Source organism: Leucobacter tardus, assembly GCF_017583045.1.
Classification (GTDB): Bacteria; Actinomycetota; Actinomycetes; order Actinomycetales; family Microbacteriaceae; genus Leucobacter; species Leucobacter tardus.
This window is the reverse complement of record NZ_JAGFBF010000005.1, coordinates 498,596-519,529: the sequence shown is the minus strand read 5'-3', so window position 1 is coordinate 519,529 and position 20,934 is coordinate 498,596. Positions and strand designations below refer to the sequence as shown.

The 20,934-nt window shown below is 68.8% G+C and carries 21 protein-coding genes; 10 read left to right on the top strand and 11 right to left on the bottom strand.

The window, feature by feature from the left end; genetic code table 11:
• Window positions 1–266 precede the first annotated feature (266 nt).
• From J4H85_RS09435 to J4H85_RS09425, 3 genes are all read left to right on the top strand, one after another.
• Complete coding sequence (locus J4H85_RS09435) at window positions 267–1,703, top strand: HNH endonuclease signature motif containing protein (protein ID WP_208239030.1); 1,437 nt, start codon at window positions 267–269, stop codon at window positions 1,701–1,703.
• 99 nt (window positions 1,704–1,802) lie between these two features.
• Window positions 1,803–2,894: a YeeE/YedE family protein gene (locus J4H85_RS09430; protein ID WP_208240385.1), complete on the top strand. Its 1,092-nt coding sequence runs from the start codon at window positions 1,803–1,805 to the stop codon at window positions 2,892–2,894.
• A gap of 86 nt (window positions 2,895–2,980) precedes the next feature.
• On the top strand, window positions 2,981–3,208 hold the full coding sequence (locus J4H85_RS09425) for a sulfurtransferase TusA family protein (RefSeq protein ID WP_208239029.1): 228 nt from the start codon (window positions 2,981–2,983) through the stop codon (window positions 3,206–3,208).
• Between the two features lie 9 nt (window positions 3,209–3,217).
• On the opposite strand, the gene J4H85_RS09420 is transcribed toward J4H85_RS09425, so the two are convergent.
• Genes J4H85_RS09420 through J4H85_RS09400 form a run of 5 tightly spaced genes read right to left on the bottom strand, consistent with a single transcriptional unit; the run spans window position 3,218 to window position 7,964 of the window.
• Window positions 3,218–4,069: a siderophore-interacting protein gene (locus tag J4H85_RS09420; RefSeq protein WP_208239028.1), complete on the bottom strand. Its 852-nt coding sequence runs from the start codon at window positions 4,067–4,069 to the stop codon at window positions 3,218–3,220.
• Window positions 4,066–4,890 (bottom strand): ABC transporter ATP-binding protein, encoded by an 825-nt coding sequence (locus J4H85_RS09415; RefSeq protein ID WP_208239027.1) that lies wholly within the window; start codon window positions 4,888–4,890, stop codon window positions 4,066–4,068. The genes J4H85_RS09420 and J4H85_RS09415 overlap by 4 nt, the downstream gene beginning before the upstream one ends.
• A complete protein-coding gene (locus tag J4H85_RS09410; RefSeq protein WP_208239026.1) occupies window positions 4,883–5,956 on the bottom strand; it encodes a FecCD family ABC transporter permease in 1,074 nt (357 codons plus the stop codon). Before J4H85_RS09410 ends, J4H85_RS09415 begins: the two co-directional genes overlap by 8 nt.
• Window positions 5,953–7,032, bottom strand: a complete 1,080-nt coding sequence (locus J4H85_RS09405; protein ID WP_307863577.1) for an iron chelate uptake ABC transporter family permease subunit — start codon at window positions 7,030–7,032, stop codon at window positions 5,953–5,955. Before J4H85_RS09405 ends, J4H85_RS09410 begins: the two co-directional genes overlap by 4 nt.
• Complete coding sequence (locus tag J4H85_RS09400) at window positions 7,029–7,964, bottom strand: ABC transporter substrate-binding protein (RefSeq protein WP_208239024.1); 936 nt, start codon at window positions 7,962–7,964, stop codon at window positions 7,029–7,031. The genes J4H85_RS09405 and J4H85_RS09400 overlap by 4 nt, the downstream gene beginning before the upstream one ends.
• A 117-nt stretch (window positions 7,965–8,081) precedes the next feature.
• Here J4H85_RS09400 and J4H85_RS09395 point away from each other — a divergent pair, with 117 nt between their 5' ends.
• Window positions 8,082–9,431, top strand: a complete 1,350-nt coding sequence (locus tag J4H85_RS09395; protein ID WP_208239021.1) for a flavin monoamine oxidase family protein — start codon at window positions 8,082–8,084, stop codon at window positions 9,429–9,431.
• Window positions 9,432–9,490: 59 nt separating this feature from the next.
• Window positions 9,491–9,877, top strand: a complete 387-nt coding sequence (locus J4H85_RS09390) for a DUF1304 domain-containing protein (protein WP_208239019.1) — start codon at window positions 9,491–9,493, stop codon at window positions 9,875–9,877.
• 69 nt (window positions 9,878–9,946) lie between these two features.
• Here the strand turns inward: J4H85_RS09390 and J4H85_RS09385 are convergent, their stop codons facing one another.
• The 3 genes from J4H85_RS09385 to J4H85_RS09375 are packed head-to-tail and all read right to left on the bottom strand — an operon-like array spanning window position 9,947 to window position 13,315.
• On the bottom strand, window positions 9,947–10,333 hold the full coding sequence (locus J4H85_RS09385) for a RidA family protein (protein WP_208239017.1): 387 nt from the start codon (window positions 10,331–10,333) through the stop codon (window positions 9,947–9,949).
• 43 nt (window positions 10,334–10,376) lie between these two features.
• The gene (locus tag J4H85_RS09380) at window positions 10,377–11,972 is read right to left on the bottom strand and encodes an N-acyl-D-amino-acid deacylase family protein (RefSeq protein WP_208239015.1); all 1,596 of its coding nucleotides are present in this window, start codon (window positions 11,970–11,972) and stop codon (window positions 10,377–10,379) included.
• Window positions 11,969–13,315: an MFS transporter gene (locus tag J4H85_RS09375; RefSeq protein ID WP_208239013.1), complete on the bottom strand. Its 1,347-nt coding sequence runs from the start codon at window positions 13,313–13,315 to the stop codon at window positions 11,969–11,971. The genes J4H85_RS09380 and J4H85_RS09375 overlap by 4 nt, the downstream gene beginning before the upstream one ends.
• 200 nt (window positions 13,316–13,515) lie before the next feature.
• Here J4H85_RS09375 and J4H85_RS09370 point away from each other — a divergent pair, with 200 nt between their 5' ends.
• Window positions 13,516–14,235, top strand: a complete 720-nt coding sequence (locus J4H85_RS09370; RefSeq protein WP_208239011.1) for a helix-turn-helix transcriptional regulator — start codon at window positions 13,516–13,518, stop codon at window positions 14,233–14,235.
• 23 nt (window positions 14,236–14,258) lie between these two features.
• Here J4H85_RS09370 and J4H85_RS09365 read toward each other — a convergent pair whose 3' ends face one another.
• Genes J4H85_RS09365 through J4H85_RS09355 form a run of 3 tightly spaced genes read right to left on the bottom strand, consistent with a single transcriptional unit; the run spans window position 14,259 to window position 17,043 of the window.
• Window positions 14,259–15,479, bottom strand: a complete 1,221-nt coding sequence (locus J4H85_RS09365; protein WP_208239010.1) for a type III PLP-dependent enzyme domain-containing protein — start codon at window positions 15,477–15,479, stop codon at window positions 14,259–14,261.
• The gene (locus J4H85_RS09360) at window positions 15,476–16,096 is read right to left on the bottom strand and encodes a bifunctional 4-hydroxy-2-oxoglutarate aldolase/2-dehydro-3-deoxy-phosphogluconate aldolase (RefSeq protein WP_208239008.1); all 621 of its coding nucleotides are present in this window, start codon (window positions 16,094–16,096) and stop codon (window positions 15,476–15,478) included. Before J4H85_RS09360 ends, J4H85_RS09365 begins: the two co-directional genes overlap by 4 nt.
• Window positions 16,093–17,043: a sugar kinase gene (locus J4H85_RS09355; protein ID WP_307863576.1), complete on the bottom strand. Its 951-nt coding sequence runs from the start codon at window positions 17,041–17,043 to the stop codon at window positions 16,093–16,095. The genes J4H85_RS09360 and J4H85_RS09355 overlap by 4 nt, the downstream gene beginning before the upstream one ends.
• 430 nt (window positions 17,044–17,473) lie before the next feature.
• On the opposite strand from J4H85_RS09355, the gene J4H85_RS09350 reads away from it, so the two are divergent.
• From J4H85_RS09350 to J4H85_RS09335, 4 genes are read left to right on the top strand one after another with little or no spacing between them, the layout of a single operon-like run.
• The gene (locus tag J4H85_RS09350) at window positions 17,474–18,568 is read left to right on the top strand and encodes an ABC transporter ATP-binding protein (RefSeq protein WP_208239006.1); all 1,095 of its coding nucleotides are present in this window, start codon (window positions 17,474–17,476) and stop codon (window positions 18,566–18,568) included.
• Window positions 18,565–19,212, top strand: a complete 648-nt coding sequence (locus J4H85_RS09345) for an ABC transporter permease (RefSeq protein WP_208238996.1) — start codon at window positions 18,565–18,567, stop codon at window positions 19,210–19,212. Before J4H85_RS09350 ends, J4H85_RS09345 begins: the two co-directional genes overlap by 4 nt.
• Window positions 19,212–19,913, top strand: coding sequence for an ABC transporter permease (locus J4H85_RS09340; RefSeq protein ID WP_208238994.1), 702 nt, complete (start codon window positions 19,212–19,214; stop codon window positions 19,911–19,913). The genes J4H85_RS09345 and J4H85_RS09340 overlap by 1 nt, the downstream gene beginning before the upstream one ends.
• Entirely contained in the window at window positions 19,910–20,839 is a 930-nt protein-coding gene (locus J4H85_RS09335; RefSeq protein WP_208238973.1) for an ABC transporter substrate-binding protein, read from the top strand. Before J4H85_RS09340 ends, J4H85_RS09335 begins: the two co-directional genes overlap by 4 nt.
• The last annotated feature ends 95 nt before the right edge of the window (window positions 20,840–20,934 follow it).

The window sequence follows — 20,934 nt, the reverse complement described above, 5'->3', positions numbered from 1 at the left end:
CCCCGCGCAACGAGTATCTAGAGGAAGATGCCGTCGATCGCGGGGATACCGATTCCGGTGGCGCCGTCTCGGAAGAAGTGAAGTAACAGGCGTGGAACTTCTCGAAATCACTCGAACAGAGATTCGAGATGTGAGATCATTGAGGCATGCAGCAACACCTCGATTCGCCCCCTCGAGTCGCTCGCCACGGCGCGCAGATCGAGCGTGACGAATCGACTAAGTCTGTACGTTCGGGTGATCCGAGTGCGCTCGATGCGTCGACCGCGATGACCGATTCACTCGAGACGATCGAGCTCGTGGCGCGAGCGCGTCCCGGCAGTGCGTCCTACCTCCCGTTCTCGTGCGAAACGGCGCAGGCGGCGCTCGGTCAGCTGGTGGAAGAGTTGCAAGCGGTCCGTGCCGCCCGGAATCGCCTCGACGCCGAAGAGGCGGCGCTCTTCGAGTGGGCGAGCCGCTTGGCTGAGGCGGAAGCCGCGAAGATGCCGAACGGCAGTGAGCGTGCGATCGCGCATCGCGCCGCCAACGCCGAACTCGGTGCCGCGATCCAGGTGAGTGACCGCACGGTCGAACGGCACGTTGCACAGGCGGTGAGTCTCGTGCGTGACTTCCATGGGGTGCACGACGCACTCGCGCACGGACGTATCGATCGGGCCAGAGCGGTCGCCATCTGCGAGGCGGGGGTGATCGTGCGCGATGAGGTGAAGCGCGCACGGTACGCGGTTCAGGCGCTGGAGTTCGCCGAGTCCGAGTCGGTCAATCGGGTGAGGCCCTTCGTCGCGCAACTCGCCGAGAGATTCGCCGATCGAACCATCGATGAGCGCCATCGCGAAGCTCTTGAGGAGCGTCGAGTGTCCGTGGCTCCGCTCGCCGACGGCATGGCACTGCTGCAAGCCGTGCTCTCGGCGCGCGACGCGAAGCTCGTGCACGCCCGACTCACTCAGTGCGCGCTCGAGTGTCAGGCAAACGGGGAAGCCGGCGCGAACGGAGGTTCCGGCGCGAGCGACGCCCCCGACTCTCGCACGATGGACCAGCGTCGCGCAGATGCGCTCGTCGACGTCGTCACCCACACGGATCCCGGCCACGCGCTTGCGAACGCAGAACCGCCGTTCCGGGCCAAGGTGCAAGTCACGGTTCCCGTTTCGACGTTGCTCCGCGCTCGCGGAGAGCGGAGCGCCGCCGGCTCACTCGAGAACGCGGACGCCGCGATGCTCGCCGGGCACGGGGTGATCGACACCGAGAGTGCGCACTGGTTCGCGGCGATCACCGAGCACTGGGACATCCTGGCGATCGACGAGTCGAATGGGAACGTGCTCGAGGTTGATCGGTATCGCCCGTCCGAGCGGATGCGTCGCAGACTGGCTGCACGCGATCAGCACTGCCGGTTTCCGGGGTGCCGCATCCCGGCCGTGGCGTGCGACCTCGACCATACGATCGACGCGGCACTCGGTGGACCCACCGCGACCGACAATCTCGCGCACCTGTGCCGCTGGCATCACACACTGAAGCATCACTCTCCGTGGCGCGTGGAGCAGCGCCCCGGGGGAGACCTCGACTGGACCAGCCCGACGGGACGCACCTACCGGGATCGACCCGCAAGTCGCGTGAGATTCAAGTGGACAGGGGAATCAGCCGAGCCTCATAGGTCCGACCGAGGCGCCGAGCGCGCGCGGGGGCCGGGTGGAGTCCCGCGCCACCCGTTCTGACCCGGATCGCACCCCTTCCCGACCCGGACTCGATTCATTCGCTGTAACAATGGGTCACATTGGTTGAGGTTCGGTGTCGTCGGATGATTGCCTGGCGTGATGATTCTCACCGGCCTGCTCCTCGGAACCGTGCTCGGCTTCGTCTTCCAGCGCGGACGATTCTGCGTCACCGGCGCGTTCCGCGACATCTTCACGCTGCGCAGCACCCGCTGGCTCACCGCGTTCATGGTGGTGGTCGCCGTGCAGTCGGTCGGCGTCTTCGCGCTCGACCTCTTCGGCGCGATCTCCCTGCAAAGCGGAACCTTCCCGTGGCTCGGGACGATCCTCGGCGGATTCATCTTCGGGTTCGCCATCGTCCTCGCGGGCGGCTGCGCCACCGGCACCTACTACCGCGCCGGCGAGGGACTCGTCGGATCCTGGCTCGCTCTCATCTTCTACATCGCCGGGGCGGCCGCGTTTCGTTTCGGGCCACTCGCGGGAACCACCGAAGCCGTGCGGTCCGTCGAAGCGACGAACGGCAGCTTCCACGAGACGCTCGGTGTGAACCCCTGGATCCTCGTACTCCTGCTCGTCGTCGGCGTGGGCATCGCTGTCATGCGACACCTCGCACGGGAGCGGCGCGTGACCAAGGTCCGGCTTCCGGCGTCGAAGACGGGCATCGCCCATGTGCTGACCGAGAAAGCCTGGCACCCCTTCGTCACGGCGGTCATCATCGGACTCATCGCGATCGCGGCATGGCCACTCTCGTGGGCGACCGGCCGGGAATCGGGGCTCGGCATCACCGGGCCCTCGGCGAACATCGGGGTGTTCCTGGGCAATGGCGACCTGCAACTCGTGGACTGGGGCGTCATGCTCGTCCTCGGGCTCCTCATCGGCTCCTTCATCGCCGCGAAGACGTCGGGCGAGTTCAAGATCCGCGTGCCCGACGCTCGCACCGCGGTACGGTCAATCGTCGGCGGAACCCTCATGGGGTGGGGTGCCGCCTGGGCCGGTGGGTGCACCATCGGCAACGCCATGGTGAACACCGCGACGTTCAGCTTCCAGGGTTGGACCGCGCTCGTCTGCATGATCCTCGGTACCGGCGTCGCCACGCGCATCTTCATCATGAACCACCAGCGCGCGGGCGGCAGCGCACGCCCCGTCGTCAGCCCGGCGTCCGCGAGCCCGGCGCCCGCGTCCGCCACGCGCTGAACACCCGCTCAACCGCGAACTGAACACATGCTCTACCGCGCACTGAACCGCACGTTCATCCGCACGACCCGAAAGGAACTCGCACCATGACCAAGCACGTTCTCGAAACCGTCGGCCAGGTCTGCCCCTTCCCGCTCGTGGAGGCGAGGCGCGCCATCGCCGAGATCCCGGTCGGCGATGAACTCGTCATCGACTTCGATTGCACCCAGGCCACGGACTCGTTGCCGCAGTGGGCGGCGGAGAACGGATACCCGGTCACGGAGTTCGTGAAGCGTGGGCCGGCCGAGTGGTCGATCACGGTCCAGAAGGTCTGAGCACGCGGCTCAGTCGACGAGCGCACCACCGGTCCGCCAGTACCCGAGAAACGCGACGCGATCCTTCGGGATCCCCGCTTCACCGGTAAGCATGCGACGGATCCGGGTCGTCGACCCCGCCTCCCCGGCGATCCAGGCGAAGAAGCGCGGATCTTTGGCAGCACGGGCCCCGTTCCGAGCCGTCCACGCGCGCGCCGCTCGTTCCACACCGGACTCCTCGAGTGCGCCGCGCTGCGCCACCGCGACGCGCGCACCTGCGGGTGCCGACCGGGAGAGGATTTCATCGGCCGCGTCATCGACCTCGATCAGCAGGTCGATGTCGGCGTCGGCGGGGAGCGTCGCCAGAATGTTGCGCGCCGCCGGGTACGCCGTCTCATCCGCCACGAGGAGGAAGCGTCGCGCGTCACCCGGCTTCCAGTGCAGACCGTACCCGGTGTAGCCCATGCGCACGTCGGGCCCGGTCAGGACGAGTGATTCCCCGATCGTGGCGTCGATCGCCCAGGCGGAGGCGGGCCCTGCAGGGGTGTGCAGGAAGAAGTCGACGTCGATCTCCCGGGCCTCCGGGCGGATCGCGGCGGGCGTGTAGGTCCGCAGCACGTTGCGCGCGTCCTCGGGCAGCGCGCGCCACCTGGCGTACCACTCGGAGGGGTGCGGCGTCGGATCGTCGAGCAGGCCGAACTCCGGGACGGAGCCGTCGGCCATCGGCAGGAAGAGTTTGATCCGTTGATCAGCGCCCCAGGGGGCGAAGTGCCGCAGATCGGGCCCGCCGAACGTCAGTCGGAGAAACCGCGGGCTCAGCTGACGTCGGGCGCGCACCTCGACGCGGAAGGCGCTGTAGGCCCAGGGACGTGGAGTGGTCATGATCGCTCCTCTCGGTGCGAGACTCCTCCGAGCGGGACGACCAGGGGTCCTCCCGTCACGGGGTCGGGAATGACGACGTTGTCGAGGCCGAACACCTCGCGCACGCGGTCGCTCGTCACGACCTCGGACGGAGGGCCCTCGGCGATGATACTGCCGTCGCGCATCGCGATCACGTGACTCGCATAGCGTGCGGCCTGGTTGAGATCGTGCAGCACCGCGACGACGGTGCGTCCCGCCGCGTTGAGCGACGCGAAGAGTTCCATGAGTTCGACCTGGTGGGTGACATCGAGGAAGGTCGTTGGCTCGTCGAGCAGGAGCAGGTCCGTCTGCTGGGCGAGCACCATGGCCACCCAGACCCGCTGCCGCTGACCGCCGGAGAGCGCGTCGACGGGTCGTGCGGAGAGCTCTCGCGTTCCGGTGGCCTCGAGTGCTTCGATCACCGCCTGCTCGTCCGCATCGGTCCAGCGCCGAATGAGATGCTGATGCGGAAACCGTCCGCGCGACACGAGGTCGGCGACGGTGATCCCGTCGGGCGCGATCGCGCTCTGCGGCAGCAGGCCCAGACGACGGGCTACCTCTTTCGCCGAGTAGGCGCTGATCGCGCGCCCGTCGAGCACGACGGAACCGCGGGCAGGCGTCATGAGTCGCGAGAGCCCGCGCAGCAGCGTCGACTTGCCGCAGGCGTTCGGGCCGATGATGACGGTGAACGAACCGGGAGGGACCGCGACCGAGAGGTCGCCGATGACCTCGGTGCGGTCGTACGTCAGGGTGAGCCGCTCAGCCCAAAGGCGCGGTCCGTCGGTGAGGGTGAGGTCAGACACGGCGGCGGATCTCCAGAATGATCATGAGGACGAGGTACGTGCCGCCGACGGACACCGTGACGACGCCGACGGGCAGCGAGGCGGGCAGCACATGCTGGGCGACGAGGTCCGAGGCGGCGAGCAGGACGGCGCCCGTGAGCGCCGAGAGTGCGAGGGAGAGGTGCGGTGTCGCGGCGCACCGGCGAGCGATCTGCGGCGCCGCGAGCGCGATGAACGCGACCGGGCCGACGACCGTGGTCGCGGCGGAGACGAGGGCGACGCCGCAGAGCAGAGCCAGCGTGCGCACGACGTGCGCGCGCACCCCGGTCGCCGCCGCGACGTCGTCGCCGAGGTCGAGCTGCCGCAGACGCGGGGCGAGTATCGCCGCTCCCACGACGAATGGCGCGGCGCAGACGAGCGCACCCGCAAGGGGACCGGCGGTCACTCCGTTGAGCGATCCGGCGCCCCACGCGGAGGCGAACATCGCCGTCTCGAGTTCGACCTGCAGCAGCAGCCAGGTGTTCAGCGAGGCGAACATCGCCGACACCCCGATGCCCACGATGATGAGCCGGAAGCCCTGAATGCCGCCTCGGACGGACAGTACCCAGATGAGTGCGGCGGTCAGTGCCCCGCCCGCGAGCGCCCCGAGTGTTCGCGCCTGCCAGCTCGCCGACACCAGGGCGAGCGTGAGCAGCATTCCGCTGAACGCTCCATTCGAGAGGCCGAGCACATCGGGGCTCGCGAGCGGGTTGCGGGTCGCCGTCTGGAATAGTGCGCCGGCGATGGCGAGCAGGGCGCCCATCGAGATCGCCGCGATCGCGCGCGGCAACCGCCAGTCCCAGACCACGGTGCGATCCATGGCGTCGCCGCCGCCGCGCAGCACCTCGATGACGGTGCCGGGTGCGACCGGGTACGTTCCGAAACCCAGGGAGCACACGGCGACGGCGGCGATGAGGATCACGAGCGCGACGCCGCACACGACGCTGCGGAGACGCCAGGACCACACGGCCCGGCCCACGCGGACCGTGCAGCGTCGGTAGCCGACGTCGAGGCCGTGGCCGAGGTGGGGAACGGGGAGGCCGCTCACAGCGCGCTCGCCCGTCTGCGCCGCGCCAGCACGATCAGGATCGGCGCGCCGACGAACGCCGTGACGATACCCACCGGCACCTCGGCCGGCGCGATGATGACGCGCCCCAGCATGTCGGAGAGCAGCACGAGCACGGGGGCGAGAAGCGCGGAGAACACGATGATGAGGCGCTGGTCCACGCCGAAGATCCAGCGCACGATGTGGGGCACCATGAGGCCGACGAACGCGATGGGACCCGCGAGTGCGGTGGCGGATCCCGCGAGCAGGGTGACGGCCGCGATCACGCCCCATCGAATCCCGAGGACCCGCGCGCCCTGGGCCCGCGCGACATCGTCCCCGAGCGCCAGCGCATTGAGTCCGGGAGCGAGCACGAACGCGAGCAGGAGCCCGATCACGATGAAGGGGGCGACCGTTCCGGTGACCTCCAATCCGCGTCCGAGCACGGATCCGGCGTTCCAGCTGCGCATCGAGTCGAAGGCGTCGGGATCGCTGAGGGTCATGCCCGTCGTGATGCCCGAGAACACGGCGCCGAGGGCGACTCCCGCGAGTGTGAGGCGCAGCGGGTCGGCGGCACCGCGCCCGGAAGAACCGATCAGATACACGGCGACGGTGACGCAGAGCGCCCCCGCGAACGCCGGCCACACGAAGGCGGAGGCGTCGCGCAGACCGAAGACGGCGACGCCGAGCGCGATCGCGAGCGCGGCCCCGGAGTTGACGCCGAGGATCCCCGGGTCCGCGAGCGGGTTGCGCGTGAACGCCTGGATGAGGGCGCCGGCGACACCGAGCGCCGCCCCGGCGACGACGGCGGCGACGGTCCGCGGGATCCGGAGATCAAGCACGATGTAGGCGGTTTCCGTCGTGCCGGATCCCCGCAGGGCGTCGCGCACCTGGTCCCAGCCGAGCGGGTTCGCCCCGATCATGAGCGAGAGCGCACCGGCACCGACCAGCGCGATCAGCAGTGCGCCGGCGCCGATCATCGTACGCCTGGCCGACGCGGCACGCGGCACGCGCTCGCGGGCCGGAGCGGGTGCCGCGTCGGGGCCTGGAGCGAGGCCAGGAGCAGCAGCGGCGGTCACTGCCGCGCGTCGAGGAAGGCCTCGATGTCGTCGAGCACCGCGTGCGCACCCTTCGGGCCGACGCCGGCGACCCACGTGCTCGTGTCCACCAGTGTGACGTCGGGGAAGGCGTCGTCGTTCTGCGTGATCGCGCTCGGGACCGTGGACGCGTCGGAGACGTCGTCCGTCGTGACGAACACCTCATCGGCGCGCGCGTCTGCGATGTTCTCGGGTGAGATGTCGGCCTGGAGGCCGTCCTCCCAGACCTGGTCGGGGATCGTGTAACCGGCGCACTGCAGCAGGCTGCCCGCGAACGAGGTGGGTCCGTAGAGGCTCAGCGTGGTCTCGTCTCGGGGTCGGATGAGGTTCGCCGTCTCGCCTTCCACATCGTGCGTCTCGGCGATCGTCGCGCAGCGCTCATCGACCTCGTCGAGCAGGGACGCGACGGCGTCCGGTTGTCCGAGGGCCTCGCCGATGACCGCCGCATTGTCGCGCCACGCATCGGCGTGATTCTCGATGAACACCGTCGGGGCGATAGCGTCGAGCTGGTCGTAGAGGGCGGAGTGCCGGGACTCGGTGCCCAGGATCAGGTCGGGTTCGAGCGCGGCGATGGCCTCCAAGTCGGGTTCGGGGACGGTGCCGACCGGTTCCACTCCGGAGACCTCGAGGTACGCGGGCACATCGGCGACATTGCTCGCGACCGCTGTGCCGACGGGAGTGACGCCGAGCGCGACCGCCGTGTCGAGTTCCAGCGGTTCGAGAGTCACGACGCGCTCCGGAGCGACGGGCACGGACGCGGTGCCTCTCGCGTGTGCGACCTCGTGCGTTTCGGCGCTGTCGTCCGCGGCGCCTCCCGATGCCGGAGCGGATCCGCTGCACCCCGCGAGGAGAAGCGCGCCGACGGCGATCGCGGCGGGAGCGAGGAGGGAACGGCGGAGAGCAGCAGCGGACATCGTCACCTTTTCGTCGAGTGCACCGGGCGATCCGGTGACCAAGGGCAGCCTAACTAACATCGGATGATAAGCTCAAGTGGATCCGACCGGAACGCGCGTACCGAGGTACGCTGAAGCATGGCGCGCACCGGGAACGAGCACGAGCAGCGGATCGACACCGTCGTCATCGGGGCGGGGGTCGCAGGACTCACCGCCGCGAGACTCCTGGCCCGAGCGGGGCAGCGGGTGGTGGTCCTCGAGGCTCGGGATCGCGTCGGCGGACGCGTCCACACGGAGCGCACCCACGGCCGGGCGACGGATCTCGGGGCGTCATGGATCCACGGCGTCGACGGAAACCCGCTCGCCGACGCCGCACAGGCGTTCGGCATGCCGACGGTCGAGTTCACGGTCGGAAGCTACCAGCCGGGAGGCAGGCCGATGGTCTACTTCGGACCGGGCGGCAAACGTCTCAACAGGTCCGCAACCAAGGCATTCGTCACGGATGTGCAGTCGTTCGACGTGGTCCTCGCGAGAACGATCGCCGCGTCGGCGCATGGCGCCTCGTACGCCGACGCCGTGGACGCGGCGCTGCGCGAGCTCGCCTGGGGTGCGGATCGTGCGGAGCGCGTGCGCGAGTTCGTGCGCCATCGATCGGAGGAGCAGTACGGGGTGAGCGCCGATCTGCTGGACGCGCACGGACTCGACGATGACACGATCGAGGGGGACGAGGTCGTGTTCCCACTGGGCTACGATGCACTCGCACAGCACCTCGTGAAGGGCCTCGATGTCCGGCTCGCGCGCGCGGTGCGACGCGTGGACTGGGGCGCCGACGGGGTCATCGCGCACACCGATGACGGCGACGTCTCGGCAGCGCGCGCGATCGCGACCGTGCCGGTCGGCGTGCTCCGATCGGACGGTTTCGTTCTCGCGCCTCCGCTGCCCGAGACGCACGCCGCGGCACTGGCGGGTCTCGAGATGAACGCGTTCGAGAAGATCTTCCTGCAGTTCCCCAGCCGGTTCTGGGACCGTGACGTCTCGGTGATCCGGCGCCAGGGGCCGGCGGCGGACTGGTGGCACTCCTGGTACGACCTCACCGAGGTGCACGGCGCGCCGACGCTGCTCACCTTCGCGGCCGGGCCGTGCGCCATCGCCACTCGGGACTGGTCGGATGCGCAACTCCAGGAGTCCGTGCTGGAGGCGCTGCGCGAGATCTACGGGGACGCGGTCGAGGATCCGGACGCGATCACCGTCACTCGCTGGCAGGACGATCCGTTCGCACGGGGATCCTATGCCTACAAGTCCGTCGGCGCGCGCACGGAGGATCGCGAGACCCTCGCGGAACCGCTGGGCGCCGGCGCCCTGCACCTCGCGGGTGAGGCGACCTGGGCGGAGGACCCCGCCACCGTCACCGGGGCGCTCTGCTCGGGGCACCGGGTCGCTGAACGGGTGCTCGGCCGGGCGGTGCGCGTCGCCGAGCTCTGGGAGTGAGCGAGCGATCCGACTCTGGGCTCCGGATCCGTCGGGGGAAGGACGCCTATGCTGGGCTCATGATCATCGCCGGACTGGTGCTCACGGGGCTTGCCGCCCTGGTGCACGTCTACATCTTCTTCCTCGAGTCGTTCGCCTGGACCTCGCCGCGCGGCCGCGCGACGTTCGGCACCTCCGAGAGCGAGGCCGAGGCCACGCGCGAGCTGGCGTTCAACCAGGGGTTCTACAACCTGTTCCTCGCGGTGACGGTCTTCGTCGGGATCATCGCATTCGCCGTCGGGAGTGCTCCCGTGGGCGCCGCGCTCGTGTTCGTCGGCGCGGGGTCGATGGTCGCCGCGAGCCTCGTCCTGCTGCTGTCGAGCCCCGAGAAGCGCGGTGCGGCGTTGAAGCAAGGGGTCGTTCCCGCGCTCGGGATCATCGCCCTCGTGATCGGCATCGCCGTCTGATCGTACGCGAGCGCCCGGGGTCCGCGTGCAGCGGATCACCCGGGCGCTCGGTCGCCGGAATTCCTCGGCTTATGCGCTGACGCGCGCGACGAGGTCGATCTCGACCAGGATGTTCGCGAGCTGCGACCCGACGGTCGTGCGCACCGGGTACGGCTCCGAGAAGAACTCGCGGTACGCTGTGTTGAACTCGTCGAAGTTCGCGAGATCCGACAGGTGCACCGTCACCTTGAGAGCGTCGTCGAGGGTCGCACCGTGCTGGGCGAGGACCGCCTGCACGTTGCGGAGGGTCTGACGGGTCTGATCGGCGACGTTGTCGGCCTTCTCACCCGTCTGCGGGTCCTGCGGGCCGAAACCGGCGGTGAAGAGCAGGTCTCCGCTCAGGATCCCCTGACTGTAGGGGCCGGCCGGCTGGGGCGCGTCGCTCGTCTGAATGGCTTGCTTGGTCACGTGGGTCATGTGTTCTCCCTCTCGATGGTGGTGGTGGTGATGGTCGTTCACGTCAGTTCAGGGATCGCCGGTGGCTCGCGTCCGCTCGGATCCCGCCGCCCGGTCGCGCTCCGGTGAGCCGTCCGTTCATGAGCACCGGGCGGCCGGCGACGAGCACGTCATCGATGCCCACGGCGAGTTCCGTCGGCTCCGCGTAGGTCGCGGTGTCGCGCACGCGCTCGGGGTCCACGATCGCAATGTCGGCGATGCTGCCGGGTCGGAGTCTACCGCGAGCGCCCAGCTGGAACCGGTCCGCCGGGCGCGTGGAGAGGTGGCTGACGGCTTCGGCCCAGTCGAGGTAGGCGTGGTCCCTGACGTAGGTCGCGAGGTACGTCGCGAAGGTGCCCCTGGCCCGCGGATGCGGATGCGCGCCGATGAAGATCCCGTCGGATCCGCCGATGTGCGCTGGGTGCGCGATCAGGCGTCCGAGATCGGCGACGGGGCGCTGATTGCGCACCGCCATGACGACGTTCGCGTTCAGGCGTGCGGCGGCGAGGACGTCGAGTGCGGCGTCGATGGGATCGGTGCCGCGAGCGTCGCCGATCTCGGCGAGGGTGCGGCCGTGGGCCCATGCCCAGTCCTCGGCGGCCGTGTGCGCGAGCGTGACGAGGTCGGGCCACTCCGGCCCGAGGCTCGGGTTGCGCGCAACGCGGGGGAACCAGTCGCGACGCAGATGCTCCCGTACGTCGGGGTCCCCGAGTGCGGCGACGGTCTCGGCGACCGGAGCGGCGTTCATCTCGGGCGGAAGCATCGTCATGCCGAGGATCGAGGAGCCGCGGGTGTAGGGGTACGCGTCGAAGGTGGCGCTCACACCCTCCGCCGCGAGCCGGTCCATGAGGCGCCATGCCTCGTCCGCAGGGGTGTGGAAGTGGGAGATGTGCACCGGCACCCCGGCTGCACGACCGATGCGCGCGACCTCGTCGACACCGAATTCGGCGTTGTCCTCGTACCCGCCGCGCATGTGGGTGACGTAGGGGAGTCCCGCGTCCGCCAGGGGCGCGCAGAGCGCTGCGATCTCATCGGCATCGGCGAAGATGCCGGGCACGTAGTCGAGGCCCGTGGAGAGCCCGACCGCGCCGTCGTCGAGCGCCTCGCGGACCAGGGTGACCATTCGCGCGCGCTCATCGGGCGTCGCCTGCCGCTGATCGGCTCCCATCACCTCGTGGCGGACGGTTCCGGCGGGGACCACGTAGGCGACGCCGAGGGGGATCTCGCCGTCGTACGTGCGCAGCAGGTCGGCGACGCGACTTCCGCGGTACGTCGGATGCGGGCCGTTGATCGCCGCGAAGTACTCGGAGGCGTAGCGGCCGTCGCCGGGGGCGTACGAGACGCCGTCCTGGCCGCCGATCACGGTGGTGATGCCCTGCCGCAACAGTGCGAGCTGCACCTCGGGATCGAACACGGCACCCTCTGCGTGCGCGTGGGCGTCGATGAACCCCGGCAGCACCAATCGATCGGTGGCGTCGATGACCGTGTCGTCGGGGCCCACGGTCAGATGCTGCACGGAGACCGCGACGATCCGGTCGCCCTCGATGAGGACATCGGCCCGCACGGGGGCGGCGGACTCGCCGTCGACGACGAGCCCACCGCTGATGAGGACCCGCGTCACTTGCTGTCCAGCTTCAGTTCGTGGATGCGGCCCGCGTCTTCGGTGGCCGGGCGGATCGTCGCCGCCGCGGTGGTCACCGCGCCGATGAGGCAGATCACGCCGGCGTACACGGCGACGGGCCAGAAGGATCCGCTCGCCCAGCCGACCAGCGCCGTCGCGATGAGCGGCGCCAGACCGCCGCCGAGGGTGTTCGAGAGCTGGTAGCCGATGTTCACGCCGGTGATGCGCTGCTCGACATCGAACATTTCCGTGAGCATCGTGTGGAGCGTCCCCTGCATCGCGACGCCGGGGATCACGAAGCCGATGATCATGCCGAGCCAGATGAGCCACTGGTTGTGGGTCTCGTAGAGCAGGAACGTCGGCCAGATCAGAATCGCGAAGCCGATGCAGCCTGCGATGTAGACCGTTCGACGCCCAAGTTTGTCGGAGAGTGCGCCGTAGGCGGGAGCGACGAAGATCTGCAGGAATCCGACGATCATGGTGCCGATGAACCCGACCTGTGCCGCAGTGCCTGACGAGACGATGAAGGCGAGGCCGTAGGTGAGCACGATGTACCCGGCGATCGACTGGGGGAGGCCGATCAGGATTCCGAGGATCGTGTTCTTCGGGTGGCGGAACACCTCGACGAGCGGTGATTTCGGCTTGACGCCCTGCACCTGCAGGGTCTTCGTGTGCGACTTGAACTCGTCGGACTCCTCGAGCTTGCTCCGCAGCAGAATCGCGATGATGGCGAGGACGAGCGCGAACCAGAACGGGATGCGCCACCCCCACGTCATGAAGAAGGACTCGGGTCCGGCGCCGAGCGCCGACATGGCACCCGCGGATGCGAGGTTCGCGATTCCCGCTCCGGAGATGAGGAATGCGCCGAAGAGTCCGCGTCGCTTCGGCGGTGCGTGCTCGACGACGATCGTGGCGGCGCCGCCCATCTCGCCGCCGACGAACAGGCCCTGGAACGAGCGCAGCACGATGAGCAGGATCGGGGCGGTCGCGCCGATCATCGCCTCGGGCGGGATCAGGCCGATGGCCGCGGTGGTGAGGCCCATCCCGATCACCGTGATGAGGAGCGCAGGTTTGCGTCCCATCCGATCGCCGATGTACCCGAACACGATGCCGCCGAGCGGGCGGAAGAAGAACCCGACGGCGAATGTGCCGAACGAGTAGATCTGCGCGAGGAACGGGTCGTTCGAGGCGAAGAAGATGGCGGGGAAGACCGCCGCGGCGGCGAGGCCGTAGAGGTAGTAGTCGAAGTACTCCATGAGCGTGCCGATCGAGCCTCCGGCGACCGCGCGCTTCTGCTGCTTCGTGAGCGGGGTACGCTTGCCCGTCGACTGCGGCGCGCTCATGCGCGGATCTCCGCTCGCCGAACCTCGACGCGTGTTCGTGTGGTGTTCACCGGGGCCTCCTCGGGTGACCGCTGCGGCGCGGCCGAACTGACTCAGGGGTGTGTCCCGGTCGGCAGCGACCGGTTCAGAGAAAAAGTAGCATGAGATTGACAGGGTTTCTACGTGCTTGGCAGAAATTATGGAAACTGGTGTCGCGTGCCATGGCAGAATGGACGGACACAGAGATCGGAGTGCCCGTGACCAGCCTGATGCCCGACAGCGACACCACCTTCGCCGACATCGATGAGGCCCGTCGCACCCTCGAGCCCGTGATGCACGCGATCGCCGGGGTCGTCGGCGATCACTGCGAGATCGTGCTGCACGACCTGAGTGCCGGCGACCTCGATCACTCCGTCCACGCGATCGTGAACGGTCACGTCAGCGGCAGAAGCGTCGGCGGTCCATCGACGAACCTCGGCGTCGAAGTGCTGCGCGACCCCGAAGCCGATCACAACGCTTTCGGATACCGCGGGCGCACCTCGGATGGACGCGAACTCATCAGCTCGTCGGTCTACTACCGCAATCCCGAGGGGCGCATCATCGCCGCCTTCTGCATCAACCTCGACCTGACTCCGATGCAGACCGCGGCGAACGCGATCTCGACGCTCCTTCCCGGGGTGGAGTCATCCGTGAGCGCGGTGCCGCACGAACTGGTCGGTCCCGATGTCTCCAGCGTGCTCGACGACATGATCTCCGAGGCGATCGCCATGGTCGGCAAACCGGCTCCCGGCATGAGCAAGGCCGATCGCATAGAGGTGCTGCGCCTGCTGGAAGCACGCGGTGCGTTTCACATCAAGCGGGCTGCCGACAAGGTATCGGCGCGACTCGGGGTGTCCCGTGTGACGGTCTACGGCTACTTGGACGAGGTGCGACGCGGCTAGACGCGCCGTCATCGGACCCGCGCTCAGAAGAACGTCTCGACGGCCTCCGTCACGACGCCGTGAGCGTCGACGATCGGCACGAGCCGCCACTTGTCGAACGCGGTGCAGGGGTGCGAGAGTCCGAGCTTCACGACGTCGCCGATCCTGACCGGTGCCGCGCCCGACCAGCGCAGGAAGGTGTGCTGGTCGTTCAGCGCCGTGATCTCCGCCTCGAGGCCCCTGGCGTGCCCACCGAGGTCATCCGAGACGCCGACCGGGACGGGAAGCCCCTCGTCGAACGGGATGTCGCGCTTCCCGGCATCGAGCAGTGCCAGCCCGGGCTCGGGGATCGACACCACGCGGGCGTACCCGAACATCGCGGGCACGAGCGGGGTATCGTCTCCGGTGTCGCGGGAGCGATCGATGGGGGAGATGCCGCGATAGAACCCGCTGTCGTGAACGAGGTAGGCGCCGGAGCGCAGGATCGCCCGCACGTCGGGGACCGCGGAGAAGCTGTCGGCGACCAGGTCGAAGAAGGCGCTCCCGCCCGCCGTCACCCAGGGGGTGCCGCTGACGAGCGGTCGTACCCGGTCCACGAGCGAGGCGAGACGGTCGCAGTACGCGCCGACCGACGCGAGCCCCGCGGGGGAGCGGTCGTGCGCGAGCGCCCCCTCGTACCCCGCGACGCCGCGCAGTGTCAGTCGGTCGGAAGCGGCGACGCGCTCGGCGATCGCCACGGCGTCGCCCTCGTCCCGGGCACCGGTGCGGCCGCCGCTCGCGCCGAGCTCGACCAGCACCCCGATGCGGGACTCGGCCGGCAGGACGCGCTCCATGAGGTCGATCGTCGCGACGGAATCCGCCCAGCAGACGAGTTCCTGATCCGCGTGCGCGTCGAGCCACGCGGTGAGGCGCAGGAGGAGGTGTGCATCGGTGCAGGCGTTCGCGATCTGCACGGTGGGCACTCCGGCGCGCAGCGCGACATCCGCCTGCCATCCGGTCGCGACGGTGATGCCGGTCGCGCCCGCCGCCAGTTGACGGTTCCAGAGCACGGGGGACATCGTCGTCTTGCCGTGCGGCATGAGTTCGAGGCCGCGTCGCTCGGTCCACGACGCCATCGCGTCGAGGTTGTGCTGCACGGCGTCCGCCTCGAGCACGAAGATCGGCGTGGAGAACTCGGCGAGTGGTGCTCCGAGGTGGTCGATCTCGCGGCCGACGAGGCCGAGCGGAAACGACTTGTCGTTCGGGGTGACGGTGCGCGCGCTCATCGGGGCATCACCTCGGCGAGTCGCGCGAGCTCGTCGGGGTCGGCGAGGGCCGAACCCACTGCGACCACGCGTACACCCGCGTGCAAGAACTGCGGTGCGTTGCGGGCGTTCATCCCGCCCGTGGCGATGAAGTGCACGTCCGGGAAGGGCCCGCGCATGGTGGTGAACCAGTCCGTGCCGAGGACGGATGCGGGGAAGGCCTTGAGCCAGCGGAGTCCGGCGAGGCGCGCGAGCTGCACCTCGGTCGCCGTCGCCACGCCGGGGAGCGCGGGCATTCCCGCCGCTTCGCTCGCGCGGACCACGTCGATGTCGAAGCCCGGGCTCACCGTGAAGGCGGCGCCGGCTTCGGCGGCGAAACGTACGGTGGCGTCGTCGACGACCGTTCCCGCGCCGACCTGCTTTCCGCGCTCGCGACCGGCCGCGACCACCGCCGCGAGGGAGTCGCGATCCTCATCGGACTGGATCGGCACCTCCACGGCGTCGATTCCGAGATCCCAGGCGACGTGCGCGAGCTCGAGGCTGCGCTCCACGCCCATGCCGCGCAGGATCGCCATGATGGGCGCCTGGGCGAATGCCGCTGCGAACCACTGGTCGCTGGCTGAAGGGGTGTCGGTCATCGTGCGGGTCCTTCCATAGGGGTCGGGGTGTCGTGCTCACGGTGCGCAGGCACGTCACGGGTGCTCGAGAGCGCGCGAGCGGCGAAGGCGTGCCCGTGCGCGATGCGGTCGACGGGCGATGCGTCGCGGAGGAAGCCGTGCAGCCACCCGGCGGCGAACGCGTCGCCCGCTCCGACGGATTCGACGACGTCGACGCGCAGTGCGGGTACGGAGCAGCGGCCCGCTGCGCTGAACTCGACCGCTTCGATGTCGGCGTCCTTGACGATGAGGTGCGGGGTATTCGGGAAGAGCGTTCGAATCTCTTCTGCGGTGGCGGCGCTCCAGAGTGCTTCGGCCTCGTCCCGACCGACCAGCACGATGTCGGCGAGGTTCGCGATGTCGCGGATCACCTCGGCAGCGCTGGCGCGGTCCGGCCACAGTGCCGGGCGATCATTCACGTCGAAGCTGACGGTGGTGCCCGCGGCCCGGGCCGCATCGATGGCGGCGTCGACGAGTGCGCGGCACGAGTCGGACAGCGCAGGCGTGATTCCGGAGAGATGCAGGATCCGGACCGCACCCCAGTCGATGCCCGTGAGGTGCTCGGGGGAGAGAAGCGACGCCGCAGAACCCCGTCGGTAATACGTCACTCCGGCGCCGGGATCCTTGACATAGAGTCCCGTCGGCGCGTGCGGATGCAGGCGCACCCGGCCGGTGGCGACCCCGTGCTCGGCGACCCGCGCGAGCGTGCGGCGCCCGAGCGCATCGTCGCCGAGAGCGCTGAACCACTCGGCTCGGTGGCCCGCCGCAGCGAGGTGGCATGCGACGTTCGATTCGGCGCCCCCCACCTCGAGGCGGAAGTCCGTCGCGTTCTCGACGGGCTCAGCGGCGGCGGGCACCACGAGAGCCATCGTTTCACCGATGCAGAGGACATCGATCGGTCGTGTCGTCTCGGGATCGCGTCCTCGCACCTGCCACCTCGATTCGTTCGTGTGAACTCAAATTATCTGTGCTTGACGAAAATAATGCAAGCTGGTGCAGCGGAGGATCAGCCGCACTGACGGTTCGGCTCGAAGCTGTCAAGGGGGCTGCTCACACCTAATCTTTACGCGTTCGTTACTGATTACGCCCTGCAGTGCATCGCGGCCCTCCGGTGCGGGTCACCCGGGCCGGGGAGAAACCCAATCACCGTATGCGATGCGCGGGAATACCGCGGCTGAGACCGACGCGCTCTCGCGCCCGCGCGGGCGAGCGTGAGGAAACGGGAGAATTTCGCGGAACGCCGCGAATCGGTGGAGATGCGACCGCTGGCTCGCTAGCGTTAGTGCTCACCATTCTTCCCGACCTAGTTGTACGCCCCCGTCACTCTTCACGAACGGACGACTTCGCAGTCACCACGCCATGATCGAATTCTCTGATGTCACCAAGGTGTACGACGATGGCACCACCGCGGTCGACGACCTCTCCATCACCGCGCCGACAGGGAAGATCACCGTACTCGTCGGTCCGTCGGGCTGCGGCAAGACCACGACGCTGCGCATGGTGAACCGCCTCATCGAACCGACGCGCGGCAAGATCCTGCTCGGAGGCGAGGACAGCGGTGAGATCGATCGCATCCAGATGCGGCGCCGCATCGGGTATGTCATTCAGAACGCCGGCCTGTTCCCGCACCAGACGGTCGTCGACAACATCTGCGCCGTCCCCTACTTGAACGGCGTGAAGCGCGGCGAGGCGCGGCGTCGCGCCCAGGAACTGCTCACGCTCGTGGGACTCGACGAGACGTACGCGAAGCGCTACCCGTGGCAGCTCTCCGGCGGGCAGCAGCAGCGCGTCGGCGTCGCGCGCGCCCTGGCGGCCGACCCGCCGTACATGCTCATGGACGAGCCGTTCAGCGCGGTCGACCCCATCGTGAGGAAGCAGCTCCAGCAGGAGTTCCTGCGCATCCAGGGCGATCTCGCCAAGACGATCCTGATGGTGACCCACGATATCGATGAGGCGCTCCGTCTCGGTGATCAGATCGTCGTGTTCTCGGAGGGGGGCGTCGTCGCGCAGAGCGGGAGCCCGGCCGAGATCCTCGCTCGACCCGCCAACCGCTTCGTCGCCGACTTCCTGGGCGCGTCGCGCGGGTATCACGCGCTTGGTTTCGAGACCATCCGCGGACTCGATCCCCAGCAGACGCCGACGTTCACGTTGGGCGAACCGTCGGCACCTGCTGGTGAACCGTGGATCGTCGCGATCGATCACGATCATCGTCCCCTCGGCTGGGTGCAGCCGGGGCGCGTCAGTGATCGCACGCGCGCCGACGATGTTCAGACGGCGACAGCGGTGTCGCTCGACAGCGGGTCGCGGCGCGAGCTGCTCGACGCGGCGCTCGCGAGCCCGGGAGGATCCGCGATCCTCGCGCACGACGACGGAACCTACGCCGGCACGGTGCACCTCGACGAGGTCATCAGATCAGCGGTCGACGCGCTCGGCGAGGAACGAGCGGCGCGGTGAACTTCGACTGGGTCGTCTCGAATGCGAACCAGATCTGGAGCCTGACCCTCACTCACATCTGGCTGACCCTCCTGCCGACCGCGATCGGTCTGCTGATCGCGGTGCCGCTCGGGTACGTCGCGCACCAGTGGCGTCGCTCGTACCTCCCGATCGTCGGCGGCACCAGTCTGTTCTTCACGCTGCCGTCGCTCGCGCTCTTCATTCTGCTCCCGCAGTTCCTCGGCACCCGCATCCTCGACCCGATCAACGTCGTCGTCGCGCTCGTCATCTACAGTGTCGCGCTGCTCACCCGGGTCGTGGCGGACGGACTGGGCGCCGTGCCGACGGAATCGGTGCAGGCGGCCGAGGGGATGGGGTTCAAGCGCACTGAAACGCTCTTCAAAGTGCAGCTGCCGATCGCGGTGCCCGCCATTCTCAGCGGCCTGCGGGTCGTGGTGGTGACGAACATCTCGATCACGACCATGGCGGCGATCATCGGCGTGGAGCAGCTCGGCACGCTCTTCACGCTGGGGTTCACCCGCAACCTGCTCGTCCCCATCATCACCGGTCTGGTGATCTGCCTCCTGCTCGCGCTCGTGCTGGACCGTCTGCTCGTCCTCCTGGGGCGCATCCTGACACCCTGGGCCCGGAAGGGAGCGCTGTGATGGACGTCTTCTCCTGGCTCACCGACCCGGCGAACTGGTCGGGGAGCGGCTCGATCCCGTTCCAGACCGTCACCCACCTCTGGTACTCCGCGGTCACGGTGCTCGTCGCTGCAGCGATCGCGGTCCCGCTCGGCGTGTTCATCGGTCACACGGGCAAGGGCGAGAGTCTCATCATGGGGTCGGTGAATGCGATGCGTGCGCTGCCCACGATCGGCCTGCTCATCCTGCTGGTGCTGATCTTCGCCCCGATTCTGGCGAATCGACTCGCGTTCGTGATTCCTGCGCTCATCGTGCTCGTGCTGCTCGCAGTGCCGCCGATCCTGAGCGGCGTCGCGAGCGGCATCCGTGCGATCGACCGCTCCGCGATCGATGCGGCACGCGGCATGGGGTACTCGACCTGGCAGATCGTCTGGAAGATCGAGCTCCCGTGCGCCCTTCCCCTCGCGCTCTCGGGGATCCGCGCCTCGACGCTGCAGGTCGTCTCCACGGCGACCGTCGCGGCGTTCGTGTCGCTGCAGGGGCTCGGCAGATTCATCATCGACGGCCGTGCGGGCAACAATTACGCCGAGATGGCGGGCGGAGCGATTCTGCTCATCGTTCTCGCCATCGTGCTCGAGGGCGTGTTCGCACTCGTCGCGCGCATCAGCATCTCACCGGGGCTCACTCCCGGTGTTCCGACCACGACAAGGAGAAACTCATGAACACACGTATGAAGGGCCTGACGGCCGGGATCGCCATCGCGGCGCTCTTCGGGCTGACCGCCTGCGGCGGCGGCGATCCGCTCGCGAACGACGGGGGCGACTCGGAGGGTTCCGGCGGTTCCATCACGGTCGGTTCCGCCGACTTCGCGGAGAGCCAGCTGCTGGCCACCATCTACTCGCAGGCGCTCAGCGGTGCCGGCATGGAGGTGCAGGAGCAGCTGAACATCGGCAGCCGCGAGGTCTACATCACCGCCCTCGAGGACGGTTCGATCGACCTGATCCCCGAGTACAACGGCTACTTGCTGGAGGAGCTGGACCCCGAGGCGGACACGACGGATCGTGACGCCATCGCCGGTCAGCTGGAGGAGACGCTGCCCGACGGGCTGATGGCTCTGGACGCCGCGAGCGCCGAGAACACCAACACGCTCGTCGTGACGCAGGAGTTCTCCGACGAGCACGGCGGCCTTGAGACGATCTCCGACCTGGCTGCGGCCGATGACGGCTCCTTCACCCTCGCCGGGCCGCCCGAGTGGAAGACGCGTCCCAACACCGGTCTGCCGGCGCTCGAGGAGTCGTACGGCATCGACTTCTCCGACCGGTACGAGACCCTCGACGGCGGCGGACCGCTCTCGCTCTCCGCAGTGGTCAACGGCCAGGTCGACGTCGCGATGCTGTTCAGCAGTGATCCGGCGATCGCGGAGAACGACCTGGTCGCGCTCGAGGATGACGAGGTCATCTTCCCGCCGGCGAACATCATCCCGCTGATCAGCTCCGACAGCGCCTCGGACGAGGTCGTCGACGTGCTGAACGAGGTGACGGCCGCGCTCACGATCGAGGACCTCATGGAGATGAACGGGCGGGTGAACGCCGGTGACGACCTCGGCCAGATCGCGACCGACTGGCTGGAGTCGGTCGACCTGGCATAGTCGGCACTGCAGTGCCCGAGAGGGGCGTCGGATGTTCCGGCGCCCCTCTCGGCGTTCCCACAGGGTGATGGGCTTCCGGAGGCGCCTGGCGAGCG